At 42.3% G+C, this 23,043-nt stretch carries 35 protein-coding genes and 1 tRNA gene; 18 read left to right on the plus strand and 18 right to left on the minus strand.

All coding sequences use genetic code 11. From position 1 onward, the window contains the following. Positions 1 to 111: 111 nt before the first annotated feature. The gene (locus RT084_RS06020) at positions 112 to 402 is read left to right on the plus strand and encodes a YeaC family protein (RefSeq protein WP_036595824.1); all 291 of its coding nucleotides are present in this window, start codon (positions 112 to 114) and stop codon (positions 400 to 402) included. 132 nt (positions 403 to 534) lie between these two features. Here RT084_RS06020 and RT084_RS06025 read toward each other — a convergent pair whose 3' ends face one another. Further along, a complete protein-coding gene (locus RT084_RS06025) occupies positions 535 to 1,848 on the minus strand; it encodes an acetyl-CoA C-acetyltransferase (protein ID WP_095355327.1) in 1,314 nt (437 codons plus the stop codon). Positions 1,849 to 2,197: 349 nt separating this feature from the next. Here RT084_RS06025 and RT084_RS06030 point away from each other — a divergent pair, with 349 nt between their 5' ends. From RT084_RS06030 to RT084_RS06045, 4 genes are all read left to right on the plus strand, one after another. Beyond that, entirely contained in the window at positions 2,198 to 3,580 is a 1,383-nt protein-coding gene (locus tag RT084_RS06030; RefSeq protein ID WP_312385629.1) for a 3-oxoacyl-ACP reductase, read from the plus strand. A gap of 257 nt (positions 3,581 to 3,837) precedes the next feature. After that, a complete protein-coding gene (locus tag RT084_RS06035; RefSeq protein ID WP_312385630.1) occupies positions 3,838 to 4,734 on the plus strand; it encodes a MaoC family dehydratase in 897 nt (298 codons plus the stop codon). A gap of 114 nt (positions 4,735 to 4,848) precedes the next feature. Next, on the plus strand, positions 4,849 to 6,204 hold the full coding sequence (locus tag RT084_RS06040; RefSeq protein WP_313098094.1) for a serine hydrolase domain-containing protein: 1,356 nt from the start codon (positions 4,849 to 4,851) through the stop codon (positions 6,202 to 6,204). Positions 6,205 to 6,262: 58 nt separating this feature from the next. Further along, positions 6,263 to 6,682 (plus strand): HIT family protein, encoded by a 420-nt coding sequence (locus tag RT084_RS06045; RefSeq protein WP_313098096.1) that lies wholly within the window; start codon positions 6,263 to 6,265, stop codon positions 6,680 to 6,682. 40 nt (positions 6,683 to 6,722) lie between these two features. On the opposite strand, the gene modA is transcribed toward RT084_RS06045, so the two are convergent. Further along, entirely contained in the window at positions 6,723 to 7,664 is a 942-nt protein-coding gene (gene modA / locus RT084_RS06050; protein WP_313098098.1) for a molybdate ABC transporter substrate-binding protein, read from the minus strand. 241 nt (positions 7,665 to 7,905) lie between these two features. On the opposite strand from modA, the gene RT084_RS06055 reads away from it, so the two are divergent. Both RT084_RS06055 and RT084_RS06060 read left to right on the plus strand, forming a co-directional pair. Further along, positions 7,906 to 7,992, plus strand: a tRNA-Leu gene (locus tag RT084_RS06055). A gap of 172 nt (positions 7,993 to 8,164) precedes the next feature. Beyond that, the gene (locus RT084_RS06060; protein ID WP_313098103.1) at positions 8,165 to 9,373 is read left to right on the plus strand and encodes a tyrosine-type recombinase/integrase; all 1,209 of its coding nucleotides are present in this window, start codon (positions 8,165 to 8,167) and stop codon (positions 9,371 to 9,373) included. A 15-nt stretch (positions 9,374 to 9,388) separates the two neighbouring features. Here RT084_RS06060 and RT084_RS06065 read toward each other — a convergent pair whose 3' ends face one another. From RT084_RS06065 to RT084_RS06140, 16 genes are all read right to left on the minus strand, one after another. Continuing rightward, positions 9,389 to 9,604: a helix-turn-helix transcriptional regulator gene (locus RT084_RS06065; RefSeq protein ID WP_313098113.1), complete on the minus strand. Its 216-nt coding sequence runs from the start codon at positions 9,602 to 9,604 to the stop codon at positions 9,389 to 9,391. Positions 9,605 to 9,616: 12 nt separating this feature from the next. Next, positions 9,617 to 9,814 carry a hypothetical protein gene (locus RT084_RS06070; RefSeq protein ID WP_313098117.1) on the minus strand — a complete coding sequence of 66 codons (198 nt, stop codon included), beginning with the start codon at positions 9,812 to 9,814 and terminating at the stop codon, positions 9,617 to 9,619. Continuing rightward, the gene (locus RT084_RS06075; RefSeq protein WP_313098122.1) at positions 9,811 to 10,098 is read right to left on the minus strand and encodes a hypothetical protein; all 288 of its coding nucleotides are present in this window, start codon (positions 10,096 to 10,098) and stop codon (positions 9,811 to 9,813) included. The genes RT084_RS06070 and RT084_RS06075 overlap by 4 nt, the downstream gene beginning before the upstream one ends. After that, positions 10,091 to 10,564, minus strand: coding sequence for a hypothetical protein (locus tag RT084_RS06080; protein WP_313098125.1), 474 nt, complete (start codon positions 10,562 to 10,564; stop codon positions 10,091 to 10,093). The genes RT084_RS06075 and RT084_RS06080 overlap by 8 nt, the downstream gene beginning before the upstream one ends. After that, a complete protein-coding gene (locus tag RT084_RS06085; protein WP_313098128.1) occupies positions 10,561 to 10,974 on the minus strand; it encodes a hypothetical protein in 414 nt (137 codons plus the stop codon). Before RT084_RS06085 ends, RT084_RS06080 begins: the two co-directional genes overlap by 4 nt. Next, positions 10,958 to 11,110 carry a hypothetical protein gene (locus tag RT084_RS06090; RefSeq protein WP_313098131.1) on the minus strand — a complete coding sequence of 51 codons (153 nt, stop codon included), beginning with the start codon at positions 11,108 to 11,110 and terminating at the stop codon, positions 10,958 to 10,960. The genes RT084_RS06085 and RT084_RS06090 overlap by 17 nt, the downstream gene beginning before the upstream one ends. Then, a complete protein-coding gene (locus tag RT084_RS06095) occupies positions 11,107 to 11,790 on the minus strand; it encodes a hypothetical protein (protein ID WP_313098134.1) in 684 nt (227 codons plus the stop codon). The genes RT084_RS06090 and RT084_RS06095 overlap by 4 nt, the downstream gene beginning before the upstream one ends. A 59-nt stretch (positions 11,791 to 11,849) precedes the next feature. After that, the gene (locus tag RT084_RS06100; RefSeq protein ID WP_313098137.1) at positions 11,850 to 13,088 is read right to left on the minus strand and encodes a recombinase RecT; all 1,239 of its coding nucleotides are present in this window, start codon (positions 13,086 to 13,088) and stop codon (positions 11,850 to 11,852) included. After that, positions 13,021 to 13,188: a hypothetical protein gene (locus tag RT084_RS06105; protein ID WP_313098140.1), complete on the minus strand. Its 168-nt coding sequence runs from the start codon at positions 13,186 to 13,188 to the stop codon at positions 13,021 to 13,023. Before RT084_RS06105 ends, RT084_RS06100 begins: the two co-directional genes overlap by 68 nt. Next, entirely contained in the window at positions 13,188 to 13,760 is a 573-nt protein-coding gene (locus tag RT084_RS06110; protein WP_313098143.1) for a hypothetical protein, read from the minus strand. The genes RT084_RS06105 and RT084_RS06110 overlap by 1 nt, the downstream gene beginning before the upstream one ends. Before the next feature lie 3 nt (positions 13,761 to 13,763). Next, a complete protein-coding gene (locus tag RT084_RS06115; protein WP_313098146.1) occupies positions 13,764 to 13,952 on the minus strand; it encodes a hypothetical protein in 189 nt (62 codons plus the stop codon). Beyond that, the gene (locus tag RT084_RS06120) at positions 13,949 to 14,146 is read right to left on the minus strand and encodes a hypothetical protein (protein WP_313098149.1); all 198 of its coding nucleotides are present in this window, start codon (positions 14,144 to 14,146) and stop codon (positions 13,949 to 13,951) included. Before RT084_RS06120 ends, RT084_RS06115 begins: the two co-directional genes overlap by 4 nt. 69 nt (positions 14,147 to 14,215) lie before the next feature. Continuing rightward, entirely contained in the window at positions 14,216 to 14,473 is a 258-nt protein-coding gene (locus RT084_RS06125) for a hypothetical protein (RefSeq protein ID WP_313098152.1), read from the minus strand. 345 nt (positions 14,474 to 14,818) lie between these two features. Next, complete coding sequence (locus RT084_RS06130) at positions 14,819 to 15,742, minus strand: DUF3037 domain-containing protein (RefSeq protein WP_313098156.1); 924 nt, start codon at positions 15,740 to 15,742, stop codon at positions 14,819 to 14,821. Next, positions 15,739 to 16,617 (minus strand): hypothetical protein, encoded by an 879-nt coding sequence (locus tag RT084_RS06135; RefSeq protein WP_313098159.1) that lies wholly within the window; start codon positions 16,615 to 16,617, stop codon positions 15,739 to 15,741. The genes RT084_RS06130 and RT084_RS06135 overlap by 4 nt, the downstream gene beginning before the upstream one ends. Next, a complete protein-coding gene (locus tag RT084_RS06140) occupies positions 16,604 to 17,065 on the minus strand; it encodes a helix-turn-helix domain-containing protein (protein ID WP_313098162.1) in 462 nt (153 codons plus the stop codon). The genes RT084_RS06135 and RT084_RS06140 overlap by 14 nt, the downstream gene beginning before the upstream one ends. 117 nt (positions 17,066 to 17,182) lie before the next feature. Between RT084_RS06140 and RT084_RS06145 the strand changes: the two genes are divergently transcribed. The 11 genes from RT084_RS06145 to RT084_RS06195 all read left to right on the plus strand — a co-directional run bounded on the left by RT084_RS06145 (position 17,183) and on the right by RT084_RS06195 (position 22,999). Beyond that, complete coding sequence (locus RT084_RS06145) at positions 17,183 to 17,386, plus strand: helix-turn-helix domain-containing protein (protein WP_313098165.1); 204 nt, start codon at positions 17,183 to 17,185, stop codon at positions 17,384 to 17,386. 9 nt (positions 17,387 to 17,395) lie between these two features. After that, positions 17,396 to 17,713 (plus strand): CII family transcriptional regulator, encoded by a 318-nt coding sequence (locus RT084_RS06150; protein ID WP_313098168.1) that lies wholly within the window; start codon positions 17,396 to 17,398, stop codon positions 17,711 to 17,713. 68 nt (positions 17,714 to 17,781) lie between these two features. After that, entirely contained in the window at positions 17,782 to 18,048 is a 267-nt protein-coding gene (locus RT084_RS06155; protein ID WP_313098171.1) for a hypothetical protein, read from the plus strand. Further along, positions 18,045 to 18,242, plus strand: coding sequence for a hypothetical protein (locus tag RT084_RS06160; RefSeq protein WP_313098174.1), 198 nt, complete (start codon positions 18,045 to 18,047; stop codon positions 18,240 to 18,242). The genes RT084_RS06155 and RT084_RS06160 overlap by 4 nt, the downstream gene beginning before the upstream one ends. Positions 18,243 to 18,256: 14 nt before the next feature. Then, positions 18,257 to 18,406, plus strand: a complete 150-nt coding sequence (locus tag RT084_RS06165; protein WP_313098176.1) for a hypothetical protein — start codon at positions 18,257 to 18,259, stop codon at positions 18,404 to 18,406. Between the two features lie 13 nt (positions 18,407 to 18,419). After that, positions 18,420 to 18,914 carry a hypothetical protein gene (locus RT084_RS06170; protein ID WP_313098180.1) on the plus strand — a complete coding sequence of 165 codons (495 nt, stop codon included), beginning with the start codon at positions 18,420 to 18,422 and terminating at the stop codon, positions 18,912 to 18,914. 97 nt (positions 18,915 to 19,011) lie between these two features. After that, positions 19,012 to 19,992 carry a YdaU family protein gene (locus RT084_RS06175; protein WP_313098184.1) on the plus strand — a complete coding sequence of 327 codons (981 nt, stop codon included), beginning with the start codon at positions 19,012 to 19,014 and terminating at the stop codon, positions 19,990 to 19,992. Further along, a complete protein-coding gene (locus RT084_RS06180) occupies positions 19,992 to 20,783 on the plus strand; it encodes an ATP-binding protein (protein ID WP_313098187.1) in 792 nt (263 codons plus the stop codon). The genes RT084_RS06175 and RT084_RS06180 overlap by 1 nt, the downstream gene beginning before the upstream one ends. After that, positions 20,783 to 22,102, plus strand: coding sequence for a DNA cytosine methyltransferase (locus RT084_RS06185; protein WP_313098191.1), 1,320 nt, complete (start codon positions 20,783 to 20,785; stop codon positions 22,100 to 22,102). The genes RT084_RS06180 and RT084_RS06185 overlap by 1 nt, the downstream gene beginning before the upstream one ends. Next, a complete protein-coding gene (locus RT084_RS06190) occupies positions 22,095 to 22,613 on the plus strand; it encodes a hypothetical protein (protein WP_313098195.1) in 519 nt (172 codons plus the stop codon). Before RT084_RS06185 ends, RT084_RS06190 begins: the two co-directional genes overlap by 8 nt. Beyond that, positions 22,610 to 22,999, plus strand: coding sequence for a hypothetical protein (locus RT084_RS06195; protein ID WP_313098199.1), 390 nt, complete (start codon positions 22,610 to 22,612; stop codon positions 22,997 to 22,999). The genes RT084_RS06190 and RT084_RS06195 overlap by 4 nt, the downstream gene beginning before the upstream one ends. Positions 23,000 to 23,043 lie beyond the last annotated feature (44 nt).

The raw sequence follows: 23,043 nt of genomic DNA on the forward strand, positions 1-23,043 counted from the left end.
TTCATGCCTTCTTTGTTTCAACCCCGCTTAAAAGTGTTGAGAGTGGGGTTTATTTAGCAAAATTTTTTTAAACTATTCTGATTTATTCAAGGGTATAAGGACAATTCAGTCATGGATAAACAAGCGATTTTATCAGCGTTAACGCCTGAAATTGTTGAAAAATTTCGTCAAGCGATTTCGCTTGGCAAATGGGAAGATGGTCGAAAGTTGACGGAGGAACAGCGTCAAACTTGTATGCAAGCGGTGATGGTGTGGGAGCATGAATTTTTGGGCGTAGAAGAGCGCACTGGCTATATTCATCGACCCAAAAAAGCGGCAGAAGACTGTGATATCGGTCATGATCATCACTACCCAAATAAACCGCAAGATGAAGATGGCGAAAAACCGATCAAATTTAGTTAGGCGATAAAAAAGGCGAGTTCGTTATCTCGCCTTTTTTACACTATTTTTTAAGTACTTATTTATCAATTATTTGAATACTTAAGTACTTAGGTATAAGTACTTAAGTATAAGTACTTGGTATTAGCTAGTTGATTATTTTTCTAAAATGGCGACCACACCTTGTCCGCCCGCCGCACAGATAGAAATCAGCGCACGACCTGACCCTTTTTGATCCAGTAGTTTAGCGGTGCTGGCAAGAATGCGACCACCCGTTGCGGCAAACGGATGTCCTGCAGCAAGTGATGAGCCATTTACGTTAAGTTTACTGCGGTCAATCGCGCCAAGTGGCTTATCAAGACCTAAGCGCTCTTTACAAAAACTTTCGTCTTCCCACGCAGCAAGCGTAGACAATACCTGTGAGGCAAATGCTTCATGAATTTCATAATAATCAAAGTCTTGCAGCGTTAATCCTGCACGTTCCAACATACGTGGCACAGCATACGCAGGTGCCATCAATAAGCCTTCTTTAACACCTTTTTTACCTGTAAAATCAACTGCAGCGGTTTCTTGGTAGGTGAGATAAGCAAGCGGTTTTAATCCATTCGCTGCAGCCCACTCATCTGTCCCTAATAACACACAAGATGCGCCATCGGTCAACGGTGTTGAGTTGCCCGCCGTCATGGTTGGGTTGGCATTTTTCTTACCAAATACAGGTTTTAATGACGCCAATTTTTCTAACGAAATATCAGGACGTAGATTATTGTCGCGTGTTAAACCCTTAAATGGCGTGATTAAATCATCAAAAAAACCCTCATCGTACGCACGCGCCAAGTTTTTATGACTATTAAAGGTAAACTCATCTTGCGCTTCACGGGTGATCGCCCATTCAAGTGCGGTGATGGCTTGGTGGTCACCCATCGATAATTTAGTACGCGGTTCACCATTTTGCGGTGCATCAATCAAGTCTTTTGGATTAATGCTTAATAACGCTTGTAAGCGATCTTTATTGGTTTTGGCATTATTAAGTTTTAACAGCGCTTTACGCAGCCCATCACCAATGCCTAAAGGGGCATCAGAAGTGGTGTCAACACCGCCTGCAATCCCTGAATCAATCAGCCCCAAGGCGATTTTATTGCTCACTGCGAAAGCCGCTTGTAGTCCAGTGCCACACGCTTGTGACACATCGTAAGCAGGCGTTTGCGGACTTAACGCCGTACTTAACACACATTCACGGGTGAGATTGATATCACGGCTTAATTTAATGACCGCGCCCGCCACAACTTCACCCAAGCGTTTATCTTGTAAGTTATAGCGTTCCACCAAGCCGTTAAGCGCAGCTGTCAACATTTCAGAGTTGCTGACATTGGCGTATTGGCCATTTGAGCGAGCGAATGGAATACGGTTGCCACCTAAAATAGCGACCTTTTTGCCAGTAGGCTGGTGAGTGGGATGTTGAAAATTGTCCATAGAAAAGTCCTTTTGAGCAATCAATTAAAAAAATTGGCTAAGCTTAAACCAAATAACTTTTTAAAAATAACTAAATTTTTTAAAAATAACTAAACTTTTTAAGTTGCAGTGATGTTACCATAAAACTTAGACAAAAATATCGCCTAAAGGTATATATATAACGATAATTTATATAAATCAATAAAACCAATAAAATTTTATTTGATATGACTATTCAAGGCTGCTTGATTGGTATAAAATTTACACAGTAAATAGGTTTAGCAGCTGTATTTAATTGAGTGTTTAACTTACTTTTTAATTGAGCCTTATCTAATAGCCTAAGCAAAACTAATTCTTCAAAGGAGTCCTTATGTCAGACCATTATTCCGAATTTGTGCAAAATCCATTGGGACGTAAGATTGCCCAAAATTTGGGGCTACCGATGCCAATCAGCCTTGAACGTTATAAAGACGGTCAAGCACCTGTGACAGGCAGTGTCATTTTTGGGGTCAGTGAAAACGCTGTCCTGGCAAATGACATCGCCAAAGTATTGGCCAATGTGCAAGCGGATGTCTATCTAGACCTCAATGAGTCAGCGCGTGATGCTTTACAAAATGCGACGATTGACGCCGAGCAGTTTGGCGCGAATCAGTATTTTAAAGTGGCTATTTTCGATGCTTCAGGTATTAACACAACCCATGAGCTGAAACAAGTTTACAACTTCTTTCATCCGATTGCGCGTTCGATTGACCGCTCAGGTCGCGTTATCGTCATTGGCTTGCCACCTGAAAAATGCACCAGTATCGCACAGGCAGCCGCCCAGCGTGCTTTAGAAGGATTTGTCAAATCCGTCGGTAAAGAGTTTAAGCGCGGTATCACAAGCCAGCTTATCTATGTAGACCCAAATGCGGCGCAAAACCTTGAATCTACTTTACGTTTTTTTGCCTCACCGCGTTCTGCGTATGTGTCAGGACAAGTGGTGAGAGTGGGTGAAGGCAACCCAGTCACGGTTGATTGGCAAAAGCCTTTAAAAGGTAAAACACTGGTGGTGACTGGTGCGAGCCGAGGTATTGGTGAAGCCATCGCGAAAGTATTGTCGCGTGATGGCGCACATGTCATCTGTGTCGATGTGGCTGCACAGCAATCGGACTTGCAAAAAGTGGCAGGTGAGATAGGCGGTTCTACCTTAACATTAGATATCACAGCCGACGATGCTGGCGAAAAAATAGCCGCAGCGGCAGCCAAACGTGGCGGCTTAGATGGTATTGTCCACAATGCCGGCATAACCCGTGACAAGACATTGGCAAAAATGGATGATAACATGTGGGATGCCGTCATGAACGTCAATCTCAATGCAGAAGAAAAAATTGATGATTATCTGCTCAGTCATGACAGTTTCAATGAAAACGCGAGAATTGTATGTGTATCATCCATTAGTGGTATTGCCGGCAATTTGGGACAGACCAATTATGCCATGAGCAAAGCTGGCGTGATTGGCGCGGTACAAGCGACTGCGCCTACGTTGAAGAACGGTATTACCATCAACGCGGTAGCCCCAGGATTTATCGAAACCCAAATGACCGCTGCGATACCTTTTGCGATTCGAGAAGCAGGTCGCAGGATGAACTCAATGAGCCAGGGCGGTTTGCCGATTGATGTGGCTGAAACCATTGCTTGGCTGGCTTGCCCTGCATCGGGCGGCATCAATGGCAACATTGTCCGTGTCTGTGGTCAAAGTGTGTTGGGTGCGTAATTATTGACGGGCTGAAAAAATCAGTATCGAAAATATCGCTACTGATTTTTTTTCATTATTTTTTCTAAGTCAAACTTAAACTAAGCTTTATGCAAAAAATCAACAATTAGAGTGTGACATTGGTTTATAATAAGTTAAGTTCTCAGATTTTGAGATCTGACGGTAATGAAAAGTAATGGAATATACCCGAACACTATCTAATCAAATAGCCATTTTTTGGCTCAAGCTTAAAAAGTAAAAAAGTAAGGACAGTCTGTATGTCAGACCAAAATTTTAGTCGTTTGCCAAAGCCGCACACCACCTATGCCAATATTATTAAAAGTTTTTTACCCATTGGCGACCAAGATAAATCAGCCAATGCGGTGTTGCCCAATGCTACTTATAGCGTCAATATGCTTGAAATCGACCATGATAACTTAGCCGATTACCGGAGGATTTGTGGTTTTGAAAACAATAGCTATGTGCCCCCGACGTATTTTGCGGTGCTGTCGCAGTCGTTACAGATGAACATGATGGTCAAAGAGCCATTTCCCTTTGCTATGCTCGGCTTGATTCATGTGCAAAACAGTGTTACCCAATATCGGCGCATTAAAGATAGCGCAATTTTTAAAATGGCGGTGAGCTTTGCTAACCTGCGCGACCATGATCGTGGTAAGCAATTTGATTTTGTGACTAAAGTTTTTGAAAAAGATGAACTGGTTTGGGAAGGGACTTCGACGTATTTATCACGCCAAAAACGTCAAAAAACGACTCAAAAATCATCGACGACGCAAGTAGAAGCCAAGCCCACACTTGATGACAACGATATGCATGAATTTTGGGAAATTCCCGAAGATATCGGGCGTCGCTATGCGTTTATCTCTGGGGATTTTAATCTGATTCATTTGCATCCTTTATCCGCCAAGGCATTTGGTTTTCCAAAAGCCATTGCCCATGGTATGTGGACCAAAGCCAAATGCTTGGGGGCGTTGGGCGATTTGCCAGAGAGCTTTACCTGTGATGTGACGTTTAAATTGCCGATTTTTTTGCCCTCTGAGGTGGAGTTTATCGCAAAATTTGATAATCGTGATGAGCAGGTGGATTTTGGTGTGTATGATTCTACTACACCAAAAGCCAATTTGATTGGGAAAATCACCCAAGCGCAGGCTAAATAATAGCGATAAAAAGAAGGTCAATAAGGGTTCAATGTTAAGCGGCTATTTTTTTAGCAAGGTGTTTTTTAGCACAATGGTTTTTAGGAAATGGTTTTTTAGGATGCTATTGAAGCAATGAAGGATTTAATGGATTATCAAGCGCTCAATCAAAGCCTAGCACAACTGTTATCACAATTTGATCTTAATCAAAAGGTAGGTGGCTGCAGTCTTGTCATTTTTCATCAAGGTAAAGCGGTCACTCAACTGGCCCATGGCGTAGCAAATATTGATAAAACTAACCAGCAAATTACCCCTTGGCAGCCATCCACCCTGTCGCTGAATTTTTCGACAGGCAAGGGAATACTGGTTACGTTGATTCATATTTTAGTGAGTCAAAACCTTTTAGCCTATGACAAAACCCTTGCTAGTTATTGGCCAGCGTTTGCCCAAAATGGCAAAGATAGCGTCACTTTGCGCGATATACTAACGCACGAATCGGGATTATTTAATATTGTCAGTATTACCGAACATGCCAAAGACATGCTAGATTGGCAATTGATGCTCAGTAATGTTGAGCAAATGGCATTAAATAGTCCAACTAATACGCATAGTTCAGGTAGTGGTTCAGCTAATAAAGATTCTGTTAATCAGTCGACTCAATCCAGTGCGGATTCTAGCGCCGCTTATAGTGCCTTGGTATCAGGCTGGGTATTAGGTGGGCTGATTGAAAAAGTAACCCAATTGCCCCTGCAGCAAGTGCTAGAATATTATTTATTGGAACCGCTTAATTTGGTCGGTCAAGTCTATTTTGGGGTACCCAAAGACAAAGTCGAGCAGGTTGCCGGTCAAATACGTGCCAAAGAGACTCAAGCCAAACCTTTACTCACTCAAGATGCCGACTCAACGCTACAATTTTATCAATCACTGCCTTTTTACCCCGAGTGGTTAACATTGTCTCAATCGGGCTCTCCTTTGACAACGCAGGCCATTAACGCGCTGTATTTTCAACCTGCTAATATCAATATCGAAGACTATAAATCTGCGCTGGTACCCATCGGTAGCAGACAATTTAATTATTATCACCCTGTCACGCTACAGGCGAAAATTCCTGCCGCAAATGGTGTCGCCAGTGCGATAGCGTTGGCTACAATATATGCAATGCTTGCAAATCGCGGCGTTTGGCAAGGTAAAACGCTAATCAATTCTGCTGTTTTTAAGGCGCTTTCAACCATTCACAATGAGCAATTTGACAAAATCATGCCAGCGGTTATGGCATGGCGACTCGGTTACCATCGCGTGTTTAGTCTATTCCATGATGTGTCTGATGCATTTGGACATATGGGATATAATGGGTCAATGGCTTGGTGTGATCCCAGCCGTGCCCTATCAGTCAGCTTTGTACATAATTATGATGTGACTATGCTAGGTGATGATCGCCAATTTATCTTGAATGAAACCATATTAGATTTTTTTGCTGAGTCTAATTGCTAGGGCTTATTTCTTAGCCTCGTTTTTTAGTCTGATTTAAATAAGAAAAGGAATGTAATCAATGCAGTATGACAATCAAAATATTTTTGCCAAAATTCTTCGTGGCGAGATTCCTAGCCATAAAGTTTATGAAGATGATAAAACGCTTGCCTTTATGGATATCATGCCAATGGCAGAAGGGCATGTTTTAGTCATTCCAAAATGTGAAGCCGTTGAATTGTCGGATATGCCAGTAGAGTATATTGTGTCAGTTTTCAGCACCGCGCAAAAAGTCATGGCAGCGCAGCGCAAGATATTTAACCGCCAAGGTATTGTGCAGATGCAGTTAAATAATGCAGAAGCAGGACAATCGGTATTTCATTACCACGTTCATTTGATTCCAAGCAGTATCTATCATCTCGGCTTGCATGAAGATCGACAGGGCGATCATGAGCGTCTAGCAGCGCTGGCTAATCAATTAAAATCAGCGATTGCAAATTAATTCGCGACTTGCAAGTAGCGGATAATTAACACCCAACCCCCTATTTGCAAGCAGGTAAGATAGTTGTCGAGGTACAAATCGGCAAAAACCCCGCATCGGTTAAAACATCTTGTGCTTTTACCGACTTTAGATAATCCACAAAGATTTGACTGGTTTCAGGGTGATTCAAAATGATGCCATCTTGCAGAATTGGCGGATAACTATTTTTAGGCAGTATCAAGTAGTTATTGCTTAGTGTATTGACATTTTGCAGGGCAATGTTATTGGGTTTATTCAATACTTGCGAGAGGCTTACAAATCCAAAATCTGCTTTTCCACTTTCAGTTAACGCAAAAGTTTCATCTAGGGTATTGGTATAAATAATCTTAGGCTTGATATTATTATAAAGGTTTTGATTGACCAACCAGGCTTCTGCTGCCACGCCATAAGCTAAATTCTCTGGATTGGCTATCGCTAAACTAAAGGGTTTATTGTCGAGCATCAATTGATCAAGCGTGGTTGTAGGGCTAATGTCCATAGGGTATTTGTGACTATAAAGCACTAACTGACCACGGGTATAAGTAAAAGGCGATGATTTAACACCCTTAACACTGGCAAGCATTTGCTTTGGATAACTCTGATTACCCGCTAAATAAATATCAAAACTTTGAGGATTGGCATTGACCTTATCATACAGCGCAGTATTAGGCGCAAAAGTAATTTGAATCTTTATATTCGGGTAATTATGGTTAAAATCTGATACCAAAATAGGCAATACCATGCGAAGATTGGAAAAAGCGGCAATACGTAGAGTCTCAGTCGCTTTGGGTGAAGAGGCAACAGGCGCATTGGTTGAAATTGTTTTGGCAGGTTCTTTGCTAGATTGATTATTGGCCGCCGTTGAATTTTGATTGTTATTTGAAGAATTACAACCCGCCATTAATGCTGTGACAATACATAGCATCCTATTAAAAAAGATCGAAGCAGGTTGATTAAAAGTCATAAATTAACAAATTTTACCCTAGTTTTAGCGATATTATGATTAAGTGGCGGGCAAGAATACTATACAAAGTAGTAAGTGAGTGTGTAAAAAACGTATCGATTTTATTGAAAAATTATTTTTTACGTATTTCTTATTCTGAGGGAGAAATAATTGAAAAAGTTGTTGCAAAAAAAAAAAAAGTTGCTAAAATACCACCCCACATAGCCAATTAGAAATAAACTAAAAAGCTATAGCCATCTATGCCAGTGTGGTGAAATTGGTAGACACGACGGATTCAAAATCCGTTGCCTTTAAAAGCGTGTCGGTTCGAGTCCGACCACTGGTACCATTTGATAGTATGCTGATGTATGCTAACGTATGAAAAGCCTAGACTCACAGCGAGTTTGGGCTTTTTTATTGTATGCTTGTGTATGTGAGCGTATGTTGCAATATGTGATTTTTAGCAGTAATCTAGGCGTAAATTTTGATAATTTACTGCTTTTGCAAAATGGATTACTGTTATGCCCCGCCAAACCCTGCCACTCACCAATACCGAGATAGACAAAGCAAAACCCAAAGACAAGCCGTATCGACTGTACGATGGCGAAGGTTTACTGCTAAATGTCGCAAGCTCTGGTACCAAAACTTGGTATTTACAATATAGCAAGCCTTTTACAAAAAAGAAAGATATGGTTAACCTTGGTCGATATCCTTCGGTCAATTTGGCGGATGCACGCAAGCAAAAAAATTACTGCCAAGAATTACTGTCAAAAGACATTGACCCCAAAACCCACTTTGAAGAAGAACAGCGCCGCAAAGAATACGAACATCGCACCGATTTTAAATCCGTCTTTGAAGAATGGTTGCCCACCAAAAAGTATGCGCCCAAAACCGTTGAAAAGATGGAAAATTATATCAAGGAAATGTTAGCGGTCATTGGCAATAAGCCAATTAACCAAGTGACAACCGAAGATTGTATGCGCGTGTTAAAGCCTGTGGAGTCCGCAGGGCATTTAACCAAGCTTGAGAAAATGCGCTCGATGATGAGCCAAACGATAGCGTATGCCATCGCAACTGGGCGCGCCAAAGAAAATCCATGTATTCATCTGCGCGGCGTGTTTATGACACCTGAAACGACACACGCGCCTGCCATTTTAGATGAAGCAGGATTAACTAGACTTGTGCAGTCAATCTATAGTTATCATGGGCATTTTGCGACAAGAAAGGCGTTATTGTTTGCCATTATCATGTTTGCTCGCCCTGGTGAGATACGTCACCTTAAATGGCAAGATATCGACTTTGAGTATAATAACTGGTCATATACGCCAAATAAAACGCGCAAGTCCACTGGCGTGAGTATGATTTCACCTTTGCCAGCACAAGCCGTTGAGATTTTAAAAGAGATGAAGGCGTATAAAAACGCTGAATTGGTTTTTCCATCAAGTAACAGTACGTCACGCCCATTGTCTGAAAATACGCTTAATCAGGCGTTAAGGCGCATGGGCTTTGAAAATACTGAGCAAACGTCACAAGGTTTTCGTGCCATCGCTCGCACGGTGCTTGAAGAAAAGTTTAAATATGATTATCGCTGGATAGAGCTGCAACTTGGGCACCAAGTCCGTGATAGTAATGGCAGGGCATACAATCGCGTCCAATGGTTAGACGAGCGCCGCGAAATGATGCAAAAATGGGCTGACTACCTTTTTTCGCTGATAAAAAAAGGCGAGTAGTGTACTCGCCCTTAGTCACGCTGGTATCAAGTTTTCAGTAAGCCAATCGTCAAGCTCGTATTCAATCCACCAGGTGCCTACCGTGTTGGGGTACTTGTAACCCTTTGGCGCTTGGTTGTTTCTGACCTTTTCATAAAATGTTGACTTTGCCATGCCTAACTTTTTAGCGGCTTGGTCGGCGGTTAGCATATTCTTTGGTCGTTTATCTTCAATCACTGGATTGTCAATCATACTCACTCCCTATCAATCGCTTTCATTAAAAATCTTATCAGGCTCGTAATCTCTTGTTAGTTCATCAATAGAAATCTGATTGCCATGCGTTAATCCGCTATCATCATCAATAATTGCCATACCTGTTGTTAGGTTTAGACCACAAATAACTAACAGCTCGCAGCCGCCTTTCTTTCGCCAATAACGGACATTAGCTACATTTAATTTCATACTAATTCCTCTTTGCCTGCTATCTTTCCTAACATTTTTTTGTTAGTCTCGCTTAAATTTTCAGTGTGCTTTTTAACAGACCTAATAACGCTTGATATCGTATTAGCATTTTCGTTGGCTTCTAAGTCAGTTAAAATATCATCAAAAACAGTTACAACGCCTTTACTGAAAACCACGCTTGCAAACTCATAAACATAAGGGTTTAAGTTCATCGTGCCGTCTGGCTGCTCTTCTAATTTAAAGCCATTGGCTATGGCTAATTCTTTGATTTGGTCATTAGTCATCTTGCACCTCGCTTGGCGGTTGCTTTAGGTTCTCAAAAAATTCATCATTCGGCATACTCATCGGCTGCCATGCTAAGATTTTTGATTCATCAATGTATTTCTCAGCTTCAACTAGACTTAGCCACACATGACCGCTTGCATGCTGTCTGAATAGTCCTACACTATAAAGCGTAGGGTATTCACTGCTATCGTTCTTGAGCAATAGATTGTAGGCTTGCATATCCTGCGGTTTTTCATCGCTTGGCATTTTGCGCCATGACTGGTGCTGCTTGACGATGTTGACAATCTCGCGGAAGGCATTAAGTTTCCCAGCCATGTAGTGATATGGAAAAGGTGCGTCATCAGATTGCATCATTTGTGATACTTCGCTTTCTTTCTGCTCCAACTTCTCAACCAGTGTCAATGGACGCTCTGGACGCTGAACCACAGCGTCCGTCATTGTCATTGTTGTGCGTTCTAGTGTCATTGGCTCACTCCGCTTACTTTTATGGTGTCAATTTGCAAGTAATTTGCCCAAGTCCCATCTTTATCGTCAACTATGTCAAGTAAATCATCGAACCTGTAGTCATTAAATTTTGATAACGGATGGTTTTCAGTCCAATTGTCCAATGCATCGTCATTATCAAAATCAAGGTTTTTAATTGTTTTATCATACTCACGCACGTCTGCAATAACCTTGTCTAATTCTGCTTTATCATAGGTGCGTACTAAAACCCAAGTGTATTCGCCGTCACAATATTCAAGCTGATACACGGTCGGCTTAAGCGCTTCTTGTAGTATTTCTTGCTTGATTGGCTCAAGTTCAGCATGGTTAACATGCGCCGTACTCAAGTTTTCTATTAGCTCATTGAGCATGGTTTCAAGTTTTGTTGTCATTGCGGTTTTCCTTGGTTAACATTTCGATATTGATTGGCAGCGCTTTGACTGCCTGTTTAAACTTCTCATAATTCAACTTTTCGCGCTTCAATCGCTCATAGTAGAATTGATGGCGGCGTTGGCGGTTTTTATTCACAATCCCACCTCTCGCGCTTGCAGTGGCCGCCACCCCTTCATTGGGATAGCGTTGCTGAATAGCCGTCCATCAATAGTAGTAAATTGCCCATCATTGTTTATGCCGGTGACGATTGTGTCTGTAATTGCATTTTCATCACCGCTATGCCCACACAGACAATTAAAACCAACCCAGCCTTTTTCGATTAACGCTTTCGCCAGGTCGGTTCCCGCCAATTCCTTAGGCGGCTGCTCAAACTCGATATCAGGGAATGTGGCTTGTAACCGCTCGTAGTTTTCGGGTGTGGCTGGGCAACAATGAATTTTCCGAAGCGATAGCAATTCGATTGGGTCGTAAGGGTCATTAGCAAAAATTTCATTATCAGTACATTTCTTGACAATATAGATTTTTGAATTCAATCCAAAATAAAAACCGCTTCCAATCTTAAACTTAGGCGTATCTTTGATATCAGCGTTAGTATCTAAGATATCAGTACCGATATCTTGTATATTAATGCTGTTATCGGCTAGGACTGGCTCGAAATAGTCAGATTCCCAATAAAGTAATTCGCCTCTATCATCTTTTACCTTTATTTCAACGCTAATATCTATAACATTGTATTCTTTGCCAATTTCCAGGCAATCATCATAACCCTTAACACACCGCACTTTCTTGAAATTTAAAGTCTTATCTAGTTTCATAATTCGCTCGCTTATTTATTCAATGGTAAATGCCACCGTTGCCAGTGGCACTTTTTTGGTTAGGCTTGGGTCAATGCTTCAAGATTGCTTTCAAGCACTGCATCTAGCTGATTGAAGGTTGCCTCGCTTAACTGCGCTTGGGCAGCGTATAGTTCAGCGCGAACATCATTAACATTATCTAGCGTCATGCCGCTGATTAGTTTCATCAGGTCGCTGGCAACCTTTTTTTCACCTGTCAACGTGGCTTTTTCTTTCGGCTCGCTGACTGGCTCATCATTGGCAACCGGCTCGGCTTCGACAACGGTATCTGTCTTGGCGCTTTCGAGTTGGGCTTTGATAACATCACGCTTGGCGGTCAAAGCATCTCTAAGCGTTGGCAGGTCATCACCGCAAAGATTAACATTTGGATTTTCGCTAAGTTCCCTGATATGCTCGCCAAGCGGTCTAACCTGCTCAAGCGTGGTAATCGCTTCGATTTGCGCTAATAGCGGCTTGATATCGTAGCAGGGTAGTTGTTGCTGTTTTGGCTGCGCGGCTGGCTGTGGCGCACGCTCTGGCGTCACATCAACAAAGTCACGGATTTCATCGGCAGCATAGATACCCATTAAAATCTCTGGTGCATAGATGCGACCAAAGAAAGCGGCTGCACGATAACGCAGCATTTGACCCGCCATTGTTTGCCATTTGCTACCGTTCTTCTGATACCAACCTTCTTTAACCGCCATTTCCATGCTGATTTTGTCTGATTGCAGACGATTGCCTTTTTTATCAGTTGTCCATGCAATGCAGGTAAGATTTTCAAGTTTGACAGTGGCTTGATTGGATAATTTTTTGCCGTTCTCCCAATAGCTGTTGACGTACTCGATTTCCTTTTCGCCCTCGTTGACGATTTCAAACTGTAGTGGGTCAAATTTGCCACAGGCGTTGATAGCGGCGATGATAAACTGGCTTGACCACGCTGGGCGACCTTCGATGATATACAGGTTTTGCATAATCATTAGCGGGTCATAGCCCATGCGGTTTGCCATGTTTAAAGCGATAAGGCAGTTTGAGGTGGCGTTTGGGTTTTCCATCAACTGAGGTGTGCCGTCCGCATTGGTCACGGCTTTGCCGTATTGGTTTTTGACAGGCACCCAACGGCGATAATCAGTTGGCACCAGACTTGAACCTGATAGAAAACTGGCGGCGTTAATTGCTTCATTAAAGTTAGTGACTTGAAACACGCCATTATTAGAAAGGGCAGTGGTGGTCGGTGCAGTCATCGGCAATGCTGGCATTACTTCGGCTAGGTTTGACATAAGATTGTTCCTTTTGTTGGTCTTCAAGTTCGATTTGATGTTGTTCTAAAGCCAAGTCATTCTCGCTTGGCTCTGGGATAAAGTAATCGCTGATATTCATCAGAAAACCACACTAGCTTTGCGCATCGTTTGGTATTTGATAGCCGTGGTCTTTTTGCTTAGATAGCGTTGAACGCCACGAGGGAATGCGTCGATTTGCTTTTTATCATCTTTCGATGGCTCAAACGCTGTCCAGTCGCTAGATAAGTCAAAAGGTCGGGTAAAGTATTCGTCATACTCAACACGGATAAATTGACCGTTAAATATGCCGTCAAACTTCATAACAGTGAGCATGGCATTGAGGTCACGGTTTTTTGTCATGCCATCTTCAAAATGTAGCTTTAAGCGGTTTGGTTGATCGGTCTTATCCCAACGTCCGCCCGATAAGTCCATAAACTCAGTAAACTTCTCGGTTAACTGCGCATTGATTTCTTTGTTAGCGTGTGGCAACCACTTTCCATTTTTTTTCACAAAAAATTCTTTTGGCGTGGTTTTGTTGGTGATGGTTTTAATGGCATAGTGTGTCTCTTGACCAGCGCCGCTGTCTGCGATTAGGACTGCGCCAAAGTAGCAAAAAAAAGTTTCTGGATTTACTACTTTGCGCACCTGCTCAATATCGATTCTGATATTCATGGCTTATTCCTTATTCCAGTGAGCTTGAATGTCAGCTTTGTGGCTGTTGATGTAGGCTTGCTCGCCTTGCGCTTGTCTATCCCATGCGTTGCTGATGCCGTGACCGACAAATTTACCTACCGCCAAAAATGCCAAGATACACAGCATGGCAAAGGTGAGCTTGCCTAAGAGGGTGAAAAGTTTATCTTTCATGCGGCAGACTCCTCTTTGATTTCGACAACCTTGCTGATTGAAATATCGATACCATCTTTGCAGGCATCCCAACGCACCGCGCCGCGCGCTGCCGTGGGGTTAAATGCTTCGACTTCGGCGCTTAAAAGCGTTTTTGGATATCGTGCGTCACGATAAAACACTTCAAATTTGCGCGTTTTTGGTTTTTGTGCCATAATTCGGTCACTCCTTATAAGTTGAGTAAAGCCCTGTTTGATGTGATAGTCCGCAGGGTTTTTTGTTGTTTAAATTAATTGCATTTGACCTTTTGGGCGTTGGCTAACTTCGTGCCACTGTTCAGTTGTACCGCCCATTGCCGTGACAATGCGACGCTTTGCTGTAATCAAAGCTTGCTCGCTGCCAACTACCTGCCATTCTTCACGAAACTTTGCACCAATGAATCTCAAAAGTTCTTCACGTTCAGTATGTTGTGAATAAGGCATTTTTAATTCAGCAAAAACTTGACGAATGTTTTTGGCTTGCTTGATTTTCTCTATGTTCATAATTTCACCTTTGTTGAGTTAATCCACGTTAGCCACCTTGTACCAACAGTGGCTAAGATTGATTAGCTATGCCTAGTAACTAACTAGGCTTGTCTAAGCCGGAATTGAATTTCGCGATAATCGGCTTATCGTGGTGATGGATTTATAATATCGTAAAAACGATATAATAACAACCGTAAAAACGATATTCAATTATCATTTTCACGATATTTTTTGTAAATGAATTGTAATTATTGAAAAATAGGCACAAAAAAACCGCCTCAGTGGGCGGTTTGACAAAAGGAGTGAATGTAGTATCTTATAGGGTTATATTTAAATTAAGCGGTTTGTTGTTTATGACTGATACTAGCTAATGAAATGCATTAATGAATCCAAGCAGCCTTCTTGGGTATCACGGATATCTATTTTGATATCATAACCATCCTTCTCAAGCTGGTACAGTGAGTATAGGCACTTGTCTAGCTCATAATCTGTTTCAAGCTGATACTTTTCATCAAAAATTTTGCTTTCTTCAGGCTTGTAAATAATCAAAGCCGCTTGCGCCACCTCATTTCTGCCCAGCAGTTCGCAAATATTGGTGACATTGGTCACGCCTACATAGTTAATTTGGTGAACGCGGTGAACAGAATCTAAGTAAGCAGCTGACACCACAGACGCATAGTAATCTTGTCTGGTGTTTCTTTCATACCCTGTATAGCTTGCAATCGGCATATCAACTGTGATTTGGCGACCAGTTCTAGGATTGGTCAAGGCGATAGGTTCGGGATGATATGCTTTTTCATAGGCTTTTGGATAGCGTTTTTTCATATCGCTAAATATTTTTGAACGCACCTGTTTGGTCGGGATAGCTTTTCGCTCCTTGCTTTCTTCATCTTTTTTGTCATCCGAACAGACAAGCGACACCATTGACCGATACAAATCATCAAGTATTTCATCAATACTGTCGCCACGGGCAGTTCTGCGCTCAGAATAGATAATATGGGGTGATGGCGGTATGTCGTAGTGATTTTTTGACAGCATTTCGTCAACGACATTGAGCATGAACTGAATATTTGCCACGCCTAGGCTACCAAACAGGCAATCGAAAGCTTTGGCATTGGGTAATAGGCGATAATGGCAGTCTGAAAAATCATCAATAAACGCTACGCCAAGGTTAAAAATCTCCCCTGTTACTCGGTCGGGCATAAAGCGGACAGCAAACCACTCGCCGCTAATGGTAGATGGTTTTTCATTGCTAGGTGTGATTAGGTTTTCCCATGAGATATTCATATTAGCAATTGTACCCTTGATGTTGTATGGGCATGAGCACTCACACAGCGAGCGGATAAGAATTCGATAAAATCATTGTAGTCAGCAACGTGCTGTTGGTAGATTTTATTTTTCCAGTCTTCTAACTCACTACAAATAGATTGCCATGCTTGGGCGTGAGATTGGCTTTCATGTATCATCAGACTGTTAAACTTCCCTATTTGTCTGCTATTGAAAGCCTTTTTAGCAAAATCATAGAGTTTATTATTATACTTCTTATTGACATCTAGGTCAGCAACTAACCAGCCATGATGCTGATATTTTATGACCAATTGATCATTGTCTATAAAGAAATATTTGTTTTTGCCTGTACGAAGTAGGTTATTCATGTGCCTGTCGATATGAGCAATGGTGCTATCCATAGCAGCGGCTTTAGTAAACCCATTACATGCGGCTAATTCTGTGATCAATGCGGACGGGGTTGGCGAGTTGCCATGTGCTTGTATGGTGTATTCAAATGCGGTCAGGCTTTTATCTATCTTGGAGGTACAAAAAACAGGGTAGGTATCATACTCGCTAATCATTTTGCCAAAATCAGTATCAAAAAAACCCACATCATCGTTTTGCATTATCTCAGCAACTTGTATAAAGGCGATACAGGCATATTGCGGTTGCGGTATTCCCAGAGCATCCGCCATAAGATAAGCGACAATCTCATTAAATATTGATCTATCCTCAACGGTCATAGGATAGATTTTGACATACATATCAATAGGGCGTTTTTCGTTTGGATGTGCAAAGCTTGCCACAAAAACAGGATTAAGATTGCCTTTGTCAGATACCCAAGTTTTAAATGTTCTAAAATTATCAGGGGGTAATAGTTCAATCTTTGCCATGATTTTTCACCGCTTCTGTTTGTAGTGCCTTGAAATCTATTGGCTGAGTCTTTTTGGCTTCACTATTCGTTGCTTGGCTAGCAGATTTTACCGCATCGATTACGCCATTAATTGCCGCTATGACTTGAGGCGATAATTCACCATTGGTTTCCATGTCTTTAATATTGGTGATTAAGTCAACCACGCTTGGGCTACTAGCTGGAAGGTCAATACTGGGCTTTGGTTTTTCTATTGAAGGTATCATTTCACCCTTGCCTGTAGCGAGCCAATTAGCACTAACCCCCATTGCTTGTGCCATCTCAACTAATTTAGTTGAGCTTTCATTTCTGCCACTTTCAAGATCAGAAATAGCACCTTGTTTGCTGCCAGATTTTTTAGCTAATTCGACTTGGGTTAAACCTGCATATTTGCGAGCCTTTTTTAACCTGCTTCCCACTGTTTCTAGCATCTTAAAATCCTCTAAATATATTATCGTGATTATGATATAAATTAATAACGTTTTGACGTTGATTAAATAACGTATTTACGATATTATGATTTTAATAAATAACGTTAGGAGATACTCATGATTGGGCAAAATCCCAACTGGACAGAAATTGTAAGAAAACTACTTGAGAGTCAAACTCAAATTGAGCTTTCTAAAAAAACCGGTGTCAGCCAAAGCGTCATTTCCGACCTTAATCAAGGAAAGCCAAAGAAACGCATTTCTTATGATTATGGAATAGCCTTAATTGACGCTTACAACGAACTTCAACCCGAAACCGCCTAGGAGTGACCTATGTGCCATAAACCGATAAGTGAATTATCACCTGAGTTGCAGGAAATCGCACGAAAGAACGAACGGCTTTTATTGACTCGACTTTCCGAAGTTGGTCAAAAAGAAGTGGGTGAGAAAGTTGGGATAAGTGAAAGCGGTGTGTCGAAACTCAAAAGCGAAGGTCGCATTGAGCTTTTTGCCGTTTTGACTGCTGTGCTTGGCATCAAGCTATCTGATAAAGATGACTTGATGTGCTCACCTGTCATTGCCGAAGCATTTAAAGAGATTTTAAAGAACTCGGCAGAAAGCCCAGAATTTTTACAGATTTTATTTCGATAGGAGAATCCAGTGGCGAAATTCAATCCAGATGAATGTAAATATTGGTTAGAGACTGAGGGGGTGGCGTGATGAAAATTACAGTCTTAGTAATGTATGACGATTTTACAGCAGATTCGTTTAACGAAAATTTAGCTTTAATTTCAGTTAGCAAACCTGTGCTTTTTGATGACATCGAAGACTACAAAGCAATGGTAAGTAATGCAATTTTCAATTCAGAAAAAATTACTACTGGGTATATCTGGTATCAAGTTGAATTAGAGCTAAAAGGAACGAGTCAGCGAAATGGTGAGCAGCCATACTTTGATGTTATCAGCGTAAATGAGGTGCCAGAATGAACCACCAAACCAAACCATGCAACTTTTGCAACAACACAGACGATGTTTGCTGTCACGAAGCAATACGCACTGACAACAAAGCGCGAATTCACATCATCGACGCTCAAGACGAGCATCGCAACAACCAGGCTGACAGCCATGTCTTCATGATGAATGGATTGCTCGTCGCTAAAGACGTGGTTATGCCACGTTAAACCAGGGGTCAACAATGAACTTAAAACAGAAAAAAATAAAATCAACCAAGCCAAGCAAATTCAACAAGCCTGAAAAGCCGTTAGATTTGGCAAGACGCGAAGACATGATTCGTCAATCAGTTGAGCGTCACCAGCCGCGCGACCAAGCATCGCTATGGCATTAACCAGGCGGCACCCATGGCAAACGAGAAAAAACCACTCAGAACCCGCCTTGAAAATGATATTGAGTCAAAAGGTGTCATCTATATCCGTGATTATGCTGAGCTCGGCGATAAACAAGACATTTCATCGACAATTAGCCATATCCGCCGCGAATTTGAAAACAAAGGCAAAACCATCCGCTGTATCAAGCAAGGCAGAATGACGGTCGGTTATATGACAGATGGATATGACGTTGCAAGCGTTGTTAATAGTCGCCTACAGTCAAACACAAAGACCGCTACTAACAGACCTTATATGTCAGCGCTTGAAGCGCGTAATTTCAATATTAGGGAAATCGTTAAAAACAACGTCAATAAAAGAGGGCTTATTCGCAAGGATGCTTTTGACTGCATCAATAATCATTGCGGTATTAATGAGCTTTTAGCGCGCATGGGATTTGAAAGATACCACAATGAAGCAGGGTGTTTTCTCGGATGGAAAAAACTATCACTGGAAAATAAAAAACCCTAACGAGGTGCGATTCGTTAGGGTTTTGGTATTCAGATATGAGAAATCAAGAACAAGGATATTTAATCATGAAAAATACAAATAAGCAAGGGGTGGTGTGATGCACTATTACAAATTCAACATTGGTGATTTTGATAAATCCACACGCCATCTATCAATTATCGAGCGCGGTTTATTCCGCGACATTCTTGATCTTTACGTCAAAGATGAGAAGCCTATTACTGACAACCTTAAAAAACTTGAGCGTCTTTTGTGCGTCAAGTCTAAGGCTGAAAAAGAAGCTTTGCAAAACATTTTGGACGACTTCTTTGTCTTGACCGATGACGGCTACTATAGCGACTACTGCCAATCTATTTTAGATGATACGACTGACCGCGTTGAAGCATCGCGCGAGAACGGTAAAAAAGGTGGTCGTCCATCAAAGCAAAGTCAAAGCGAAACAAAAGCTAATGGCAAGCAAGATGAAAGCCAATCAAAACCTAGCGAAAACCTAGAAAAAACCCAAGATAAACCTAGCAATAACCTAGATGAAAGCTACCCATCTACCCAATTACCCAATTACCCATCTACCCATAACCCAAACACACAAACACCCCCAAACCCCCAAAGCGGTGTGTGTGTGGGTGAAACTGCTGATGCGTTCTTGGAAAAAGCCGAACAGGTCAAGCAAGCCAATGCTCAAGATATTCAAAACTGGGTAGCGCCAAAGCTAGACGAGATTCGCAGCATGTTGTTCTCAGCAGGGTTTGTGGGAAGCTTGACTGAGCAGCAGTACAACCAACTCACATCGGACTTTAAAGTTTACTATGCAGACCAAGCCATTATCGGCAAACCCATAGTGACCGATTCGCTTAGAAAAAACAAACTTCGTGATTGGGTTATGCGTAACGCTCAAAAACCACTGGCGGGCAAAGCAAAACAGCCACAAAATTTTGGCAGCACCAATGACCCATTGGCGGTTAATCACAAGTTTCGGCCAAACGACACCGGCATGATTAAACCCAACACGATTTTTGAAGCAGATGAAAATGGCAATCTTGTAGCAAGACCGATTGACCAACCGGCACCGGAGGCGTGGTAATGGATATTACAACGATAACAAATTCAGTGAAAAAGTTTAACGACATTTGCCCAATGCACGGCGAAACCGAGTTTGTGCAAGTCTTAGAGTTTGCGCCTAAATGCTGCTTGTGTTCAGCGCGCGATCAAGAAATCGAAAGGCAGCGCCAATACGAGCAATCACACCGCGAACGCATGTTAGCGCAAATGGCAAATTGTGGCATCAATGTGACTGCTAACGGTTTTGATGCTTGGCAATACGACGATGTGCAGGTCGAGCGCCAAACCAAGCTCATTAAGAATCTAACCGTGTATGCCAAATCGTTTGACTGCGATAAACCAAATATCTTGCTTTATGGCAGTACGGGTAGCGGGAAAACCATGCTTGCAAACGCATTGGCGCGTGCAGTGTTTCAGCATCAATTCAATCAAGGCGCGATAAAGCCATCTAAGTTTATTCGCTCAGCCGAAATCACCCGTCTTTGCAAAGAAAACTGGACGGATAAAGCAAAGCCGTCAGAACAAATGGTCTTGGCAGAGCTAAAGCTATTTGATTTGCTTGTGATTGATGATTTAGGCGATGGCGATACCACAGGCAATGCGGCCAACGATAGAAGTCGTTTAGGTGATTTGATTGATGGTCGTTATCAGAAAAAGCCTACGATTATCACAACCAATATGGACCTAGATGAAATAAAAATATTCATGGGGGATCGCGCTTGGGATAGATACCAACAAAAATTAATTACGGTCAAATGCGATTGGCCAAGTCACCGACAAAAAGCAGGCGTTGCAATTATGGGGGAGTGGTAATGATGAGATATTTATCACTTTTTAGCGGTATTGAAGCGTGTACGGTAGCGTGGAAACCTTTAGGGTGGGAATGTGTGGCTGTGACTGAAATTGAGCCGTTCCCGTGCGCTGTCTTGGCGCACCATTATCCAGACGTACCAAACTTGGGTGATGTGACAAAAATCACCGAGGAAGATATTAAAAATTTAGGGCAAATTGACTTGGTGGTGTTTGGTTCACCTTGTCAAAATTTATCAGTAGCGGGCAATCGCAAAGGCTTGCAAGGTGAATCATCAGGGTTATTTTATGAAGCAATTAGACTTATTTCATACGCAAGACAGCATAACGGGTGCAGATTTGCATTGTGGGAAAACGTCCCCGGCTCATTCTCAAGCAACAAAGGCGATGACTTTAGAGAAGTGGTTAGAGAATTATCAGCTAACCGAAATATCAACACCCCCGCAAACGGTTGGGGCAACACGGGCGTTGCGTTGGGCGAAAATGGACTTGTCGAGTGGCGCGTGCTTGACGCTCAATACTTCGGACTGGCACAGCGACGCAAGCGTGTGTTTGCTATCGTCGATTTTGGAAACTGGCAAGATAGACCCCCGATACTACTTGAGCCAAAAGGCGTGTGCGGGGATACTCCACCGAGCCGAGAGACGGGGCAAGATTTTGCCACCGATACTCATGTCAGCACTGTCAGAGAGGGTTCATTCGGAACATTCGTAGACAGTGAAGTTGGGGGAACGTCAAAAGCAAGTGGCGGTGTTTTAGGTGGCGGCAGTGAGAGCTTGGTAGTCGTTCACGGCACCCAAGATCCTATCACAAGCGAAACCACGGCTAATTGCCTTGGTCGAAATAATGGGCAAGAAAATGTAGTTACCTATCAAAAACCAGTTTTATTTGATGCTTATCAACATCACGGTTGGCGCGTTGGTGAAACATGCGGAACTCTAACTTGTGGGCAAAATGATTCTATCAGGGGTGATACGCCATTGGTTATGCAAAGACAGGCTATATCGATAGCAGGCAATATCATAGGGCGCTCACCGCAAAACGGTGGCAATGGCAATGGTTTTGATGAAGAAGTTTGCTACACACTTACCACGGCAGACCGTCATGCGGTTGCCGCAAACTCAATCATCCGCCGTTTGACCCCAACGGAATGTGAAATTTTGCAGGGCTTTTCGCGAAATTACACCAAAATCCCATATCGCAAAAAACCCGCTGACCAATGCCCAGACAGCCCACGCTACAAAGCGTTAGGTAATTCAATGGCGGTGCCTGTTATGGCTTGGATAGGTAAACAAATTCAAAAGGCGGTGGCGTATGTCTAAAAATCGCAACAAAAAATACAATCCACAGAAACTTGAAACCCTGCGCAATCAAGGCAAGGTGAGCCGAAGCGTACCATTGACCGCGTTAACACCGGCTCAAGTGGCGTTAAAAATCAAAGCAAAACAAATCATCAAGCGTAACTCATTCCCTGCTATCAGAGACCAGAGAGAAGGCTGTGAGTTTGCAGGCTGGATGGAGATTAGCATGGCTTCTCGTCCCCCAGAATGGCGAGTCAATCGCATGAGATTTTACGGTGACTGGTGTGGTGAAAAGAATCTCGACAAGATACTGCCAGATATCGTCAAAGATACTAAAGAGCGCGTGTATCACATTGACCTGCGCTTATTTGGCATACAAGGCGAGGAATACGAGGTTGAGACGCTTGTGGTTAAAAACCCAAAGAACATGGATGACTTGGAACTTAAGGCAAAGCAGTATTGCGCGTCCTACGCATTTGACAAGGATTTATTATTTAATTTAGACGAATGTTACTTTGAGGTGAGGGCGTGAGTAAAGGCAATCGTTATTTTGCGGTAAAAATCAAATTATACATGCCTTGGGTGAGTAATCCCAGGGCATGGTCATCAACCTACATCGAAGATTTGCTTTTTGATGAAGAAGAATACAGACCTTCTCACGCATACATTGAAGAATCAGCAAAAGAAGCGTTTGGACTTTTTGACCGCATCGAAATTCTAAATATCGAAGAACTGACCAAGGCTGATTTTGAGCATATCACCAAAGATGGTGATTGGACTGAGGAAACTTTTTTGGAAAAACATAGAAGAATCTTTGAGCAATCGCTAGAAGAACGCCGACGAATCAAAAGCATTGAAAACAGCCAGAACATAAAAAGACGCAAGCCAGTTTTTAAGGTTTTGGATGGTGGTAAATGACCTGCCTTCGTCATCCAAACCATAAATTAACTAGCACGGGCTAT

It is taken from the genome of Moraxella sp. CTOTU48717, assembly GCF_032057165.1.
Classification (GTDB): Bacteria; Pseudomonadota; Gammaproteobacteria; order Pseudomonadales; family Moraxellaceae; genus Faucicola; species Faucicola tetraodonis.

What these genes read in the sequence shown, in the direction of transcription:
- RT084_RS06020 (WP_036595824.1), top strand. Translation starts at nt 112, where the DNA reads ATGGATAAACAAGCGATTTTATCAGCGTTAACGCCTGAAATTGTTGAA.
- RT084_RS06025 (WP_095355327.1), bottom strand. Translation starts at nt 1,848, where the DNA reads ATGGACAATTTTCAACATCCCACTCACCAGCCTACTGGCAAAAAGGTC.
- RT084_RS06030 (WP_312385629.1), top strand. Translation starts at nt 2,198, where the DNA reads ATGTCAGACCATTATTCCGAATTTGTGCAAAATCCATTGGGACGTAAG.
- RT084_RS06035 (WP_312385630.1), top strand. Translation starts at nt 3,838, where the DNA reads ATGTCAGACCAAAATTTTAGTCGTTTGCCAAAGCCGCACACCACCTAT.
- RT084_RS06040 (WP_313098094.1), top strand. Translation starts at nt 4,849, where the DNA reads ATGAAGGATTTAATGGATTATCAAGCGCTCAATCAAAGCCTAGCACAA.
- RT084_RS06045 (WP_313098096.1), top strand. Translation starts at nt 6,263, where the DNA reads ATGCAGTATGACAATCAAAATATTTTTGCCAAAATTCTTCGTGGCGAG.
- modA (WP_313098098.1), bottom strand. Translation starts at nt 7,664, where the DNA reads ATGACTTTTAATCAACCTGCTTCGATCTTTTTTAATAGGATGCTATGT.
- RT084_RS06060 (WP_313098103.1), top strand. Translation starts at nt 8,165, where the DNA reads ATGCCCCGCCAAACCCTGCCACTCACCAATACCGAGATAGACAAAGCA.
- RT084_RS06065 (WP_313098113.1), bottom strand. Translation starts at nt 9,604, where the DNA reads ATGATTGACAATCCAGTGATTGAAGATAAACGACCAAAGAATATGCTA.
- RT084_RS06070 (WP_313098117.1), bottom strand. Translation starts at nt 9,814, where the DNA reads ATGAAATTAAATGTAGCTAATGTCCGTTATTGGCGAAAGAAAGGCGGC.
- RT084_RS06075 (WP_313098122.1), bottom strand. Translation starts at nt 10,098, where the DNA reads ATGACTAATGACCAAATCAAAGAATTAGCCATAGCCAATGGCTTTAAA.
- RT084_RS06080 (WP_313098125.1), bottom strand. Translation starts at nt 10,564, where the DNA reads ATGACACTAGAACGCACAACAATGACAATGACGGACGCTGTGGTTCAG.
- RT084_RS06085 (WP_313098128.1), bottom strand. Translation starts at nt 10,974, where the DNA reads ATGACAACAAAACTTGAAACCATGCTCAATGAGCTAATAGAAAACTTG.
- RT084_RS06095 (WP_313098134.1), bottom strand. Translation starts at nt 11,790, where the DNA reads ATGAAACTAGATAAGACTTTAAATTTCAAGAAAGTGCGGTGTGTTAAG.
- RT084_RS06100 (WP_313098137.1), bottom strand. Translation starts at nt 13,088, where the DNA reads ATGTCAAACCTAGCCGAAGTAATGCCAGCATTGCCGATGACTGCACCG.
- RT084_RS06105 (WP_313098140.1), bottom strand. Translation starts at nt 13,188, where the DNA reads ATGAATATCAGCGATTACTTTATCCCAGAGCCAAGCGAGAATGACTTG.
- RT084_RS06110 (WP_313098143.1), bottom strand. Translation starts at nt 13,760, where the DNA reads ATGAATATCAGAATCGATATTGAGCAGGTGCGCAAAGTAGTAAATCCA.
- RT084_RS06115 (WP_313098146.1), bottom strand. Translation starts at nt 13,952, where the DNA reads ATGAAAGATAAACTTTTCACCCTCTTAGGCAAGCTCACCTTTGCCATG.
- RT084_RS06120 (WP_313098149.1), bottom strand. Translation starts at nt 14,146, where the DNA reads ATGGCACAAAAACCAAAAACGCGCAAATTTGAAGTGTTTTATCGTGAC.
- RT084_RS06125 (WP_313098152.1), bottom strand. Translation starts at nt 14,473, where the DNA reads ATGAACATAGAGAAAATCAAGCAAGCCAAAAACATTCGTCAAGTTTTT.
- RT084_RS06130 (WP_313098156.1), bottom strand. Translation starts at nt 15,742, where the DNA reads ATGAATATCTCATGGGAAAACCTAATCACACCTAGCAATGAAAAACCA.
- RT084_RS06135 (WP_313098159.1), bottom strand. Translation starts at nt 16,617, where the DNA reads ATGGCAAAGATTGAACTATTACCCCCTGATAATTTTAGAACATTTAAA.
- RT084_RS06140 (WP_313098162.1), bottom strand. Translation starts at nt 17,065, where the DNA reads ATGCTAGAAACAGTGGGAAGCAGGTTAAAAAAGGCTCGCAAATATGCA.
- RT084_RS06145 (WP_313098165.1), top strand. Translation starts at nt 17,183, where the DNA reads ATGATTGGGCAAAATCCCAACTGGACAGAAATTGTAAGAAAACTACTT.
- RT084_RS06150 (WP_313098168.1), top strand. Translation starts at nt 17,396, where the DNA reads ATGTGCCATAAACCGATAAGTGAATTATCACCTGAGTTGCAGGAAATC.
- RT084_RS06155 (WP_313098171.1), top strand. Translation starts at nt 17,782, where the DNA reads ATGAAAATTACAGTCTTAGTAATGTATGACGATTTTACAGCAGATTCG.
- RT084_RS06160 (WP_313098174.1), top strand. Translation starts at nt 18,045, where the DNA reads ATGAACCACCAAACCAAACCATGCAACTTTTGCAACAACACAGACGAT.
- RT084_RS06165 (WP_313098176.1), top strand. Translation starts at nt 18,257, where the DNA reads ATGAACTTAAAACAGAAAAAAATAAAATCAACCAAGCCAAGCAAATTC.
- RT084_RS06170 (WP_313098180.1), top strand. Translation starts at nt 18,420, where the DNA reads ATGGCAAACGAGAAAAAACCACTCAGAACCCGCCTTGAAAATGATATT.
- RT084_RS06175 (WP_313098184.1), top strand. Translation starts at nt 19,012, where the DNA reads ATGCACTATTACAAATTCAACATTGGTGATTTTGATAAATCCACACGC.
- RT084_RS06180 (WP_313098187.1), top strand. Translation starts at nt 19,992, where the DNA reads ATGGATATTACAACGATAACAAATTCAGTGAAAAAGTTTAACGACATT.
- RT084_RS06185 (WP_313098191.1), top strand. Translation starts at nt 20,783, where the DNA reads ATGATGAGATATTTATCACTTTTTAGCGGTATTGAAGCGTGTACGGTA.
- RT084_RS06190 (WP_313098195.1), top strand. Translation starts at nt 22,095, where the DNA reads ATGTCTAAAAATCGCAACAAAAAATACAATCCACAGAAACTTGAAACC.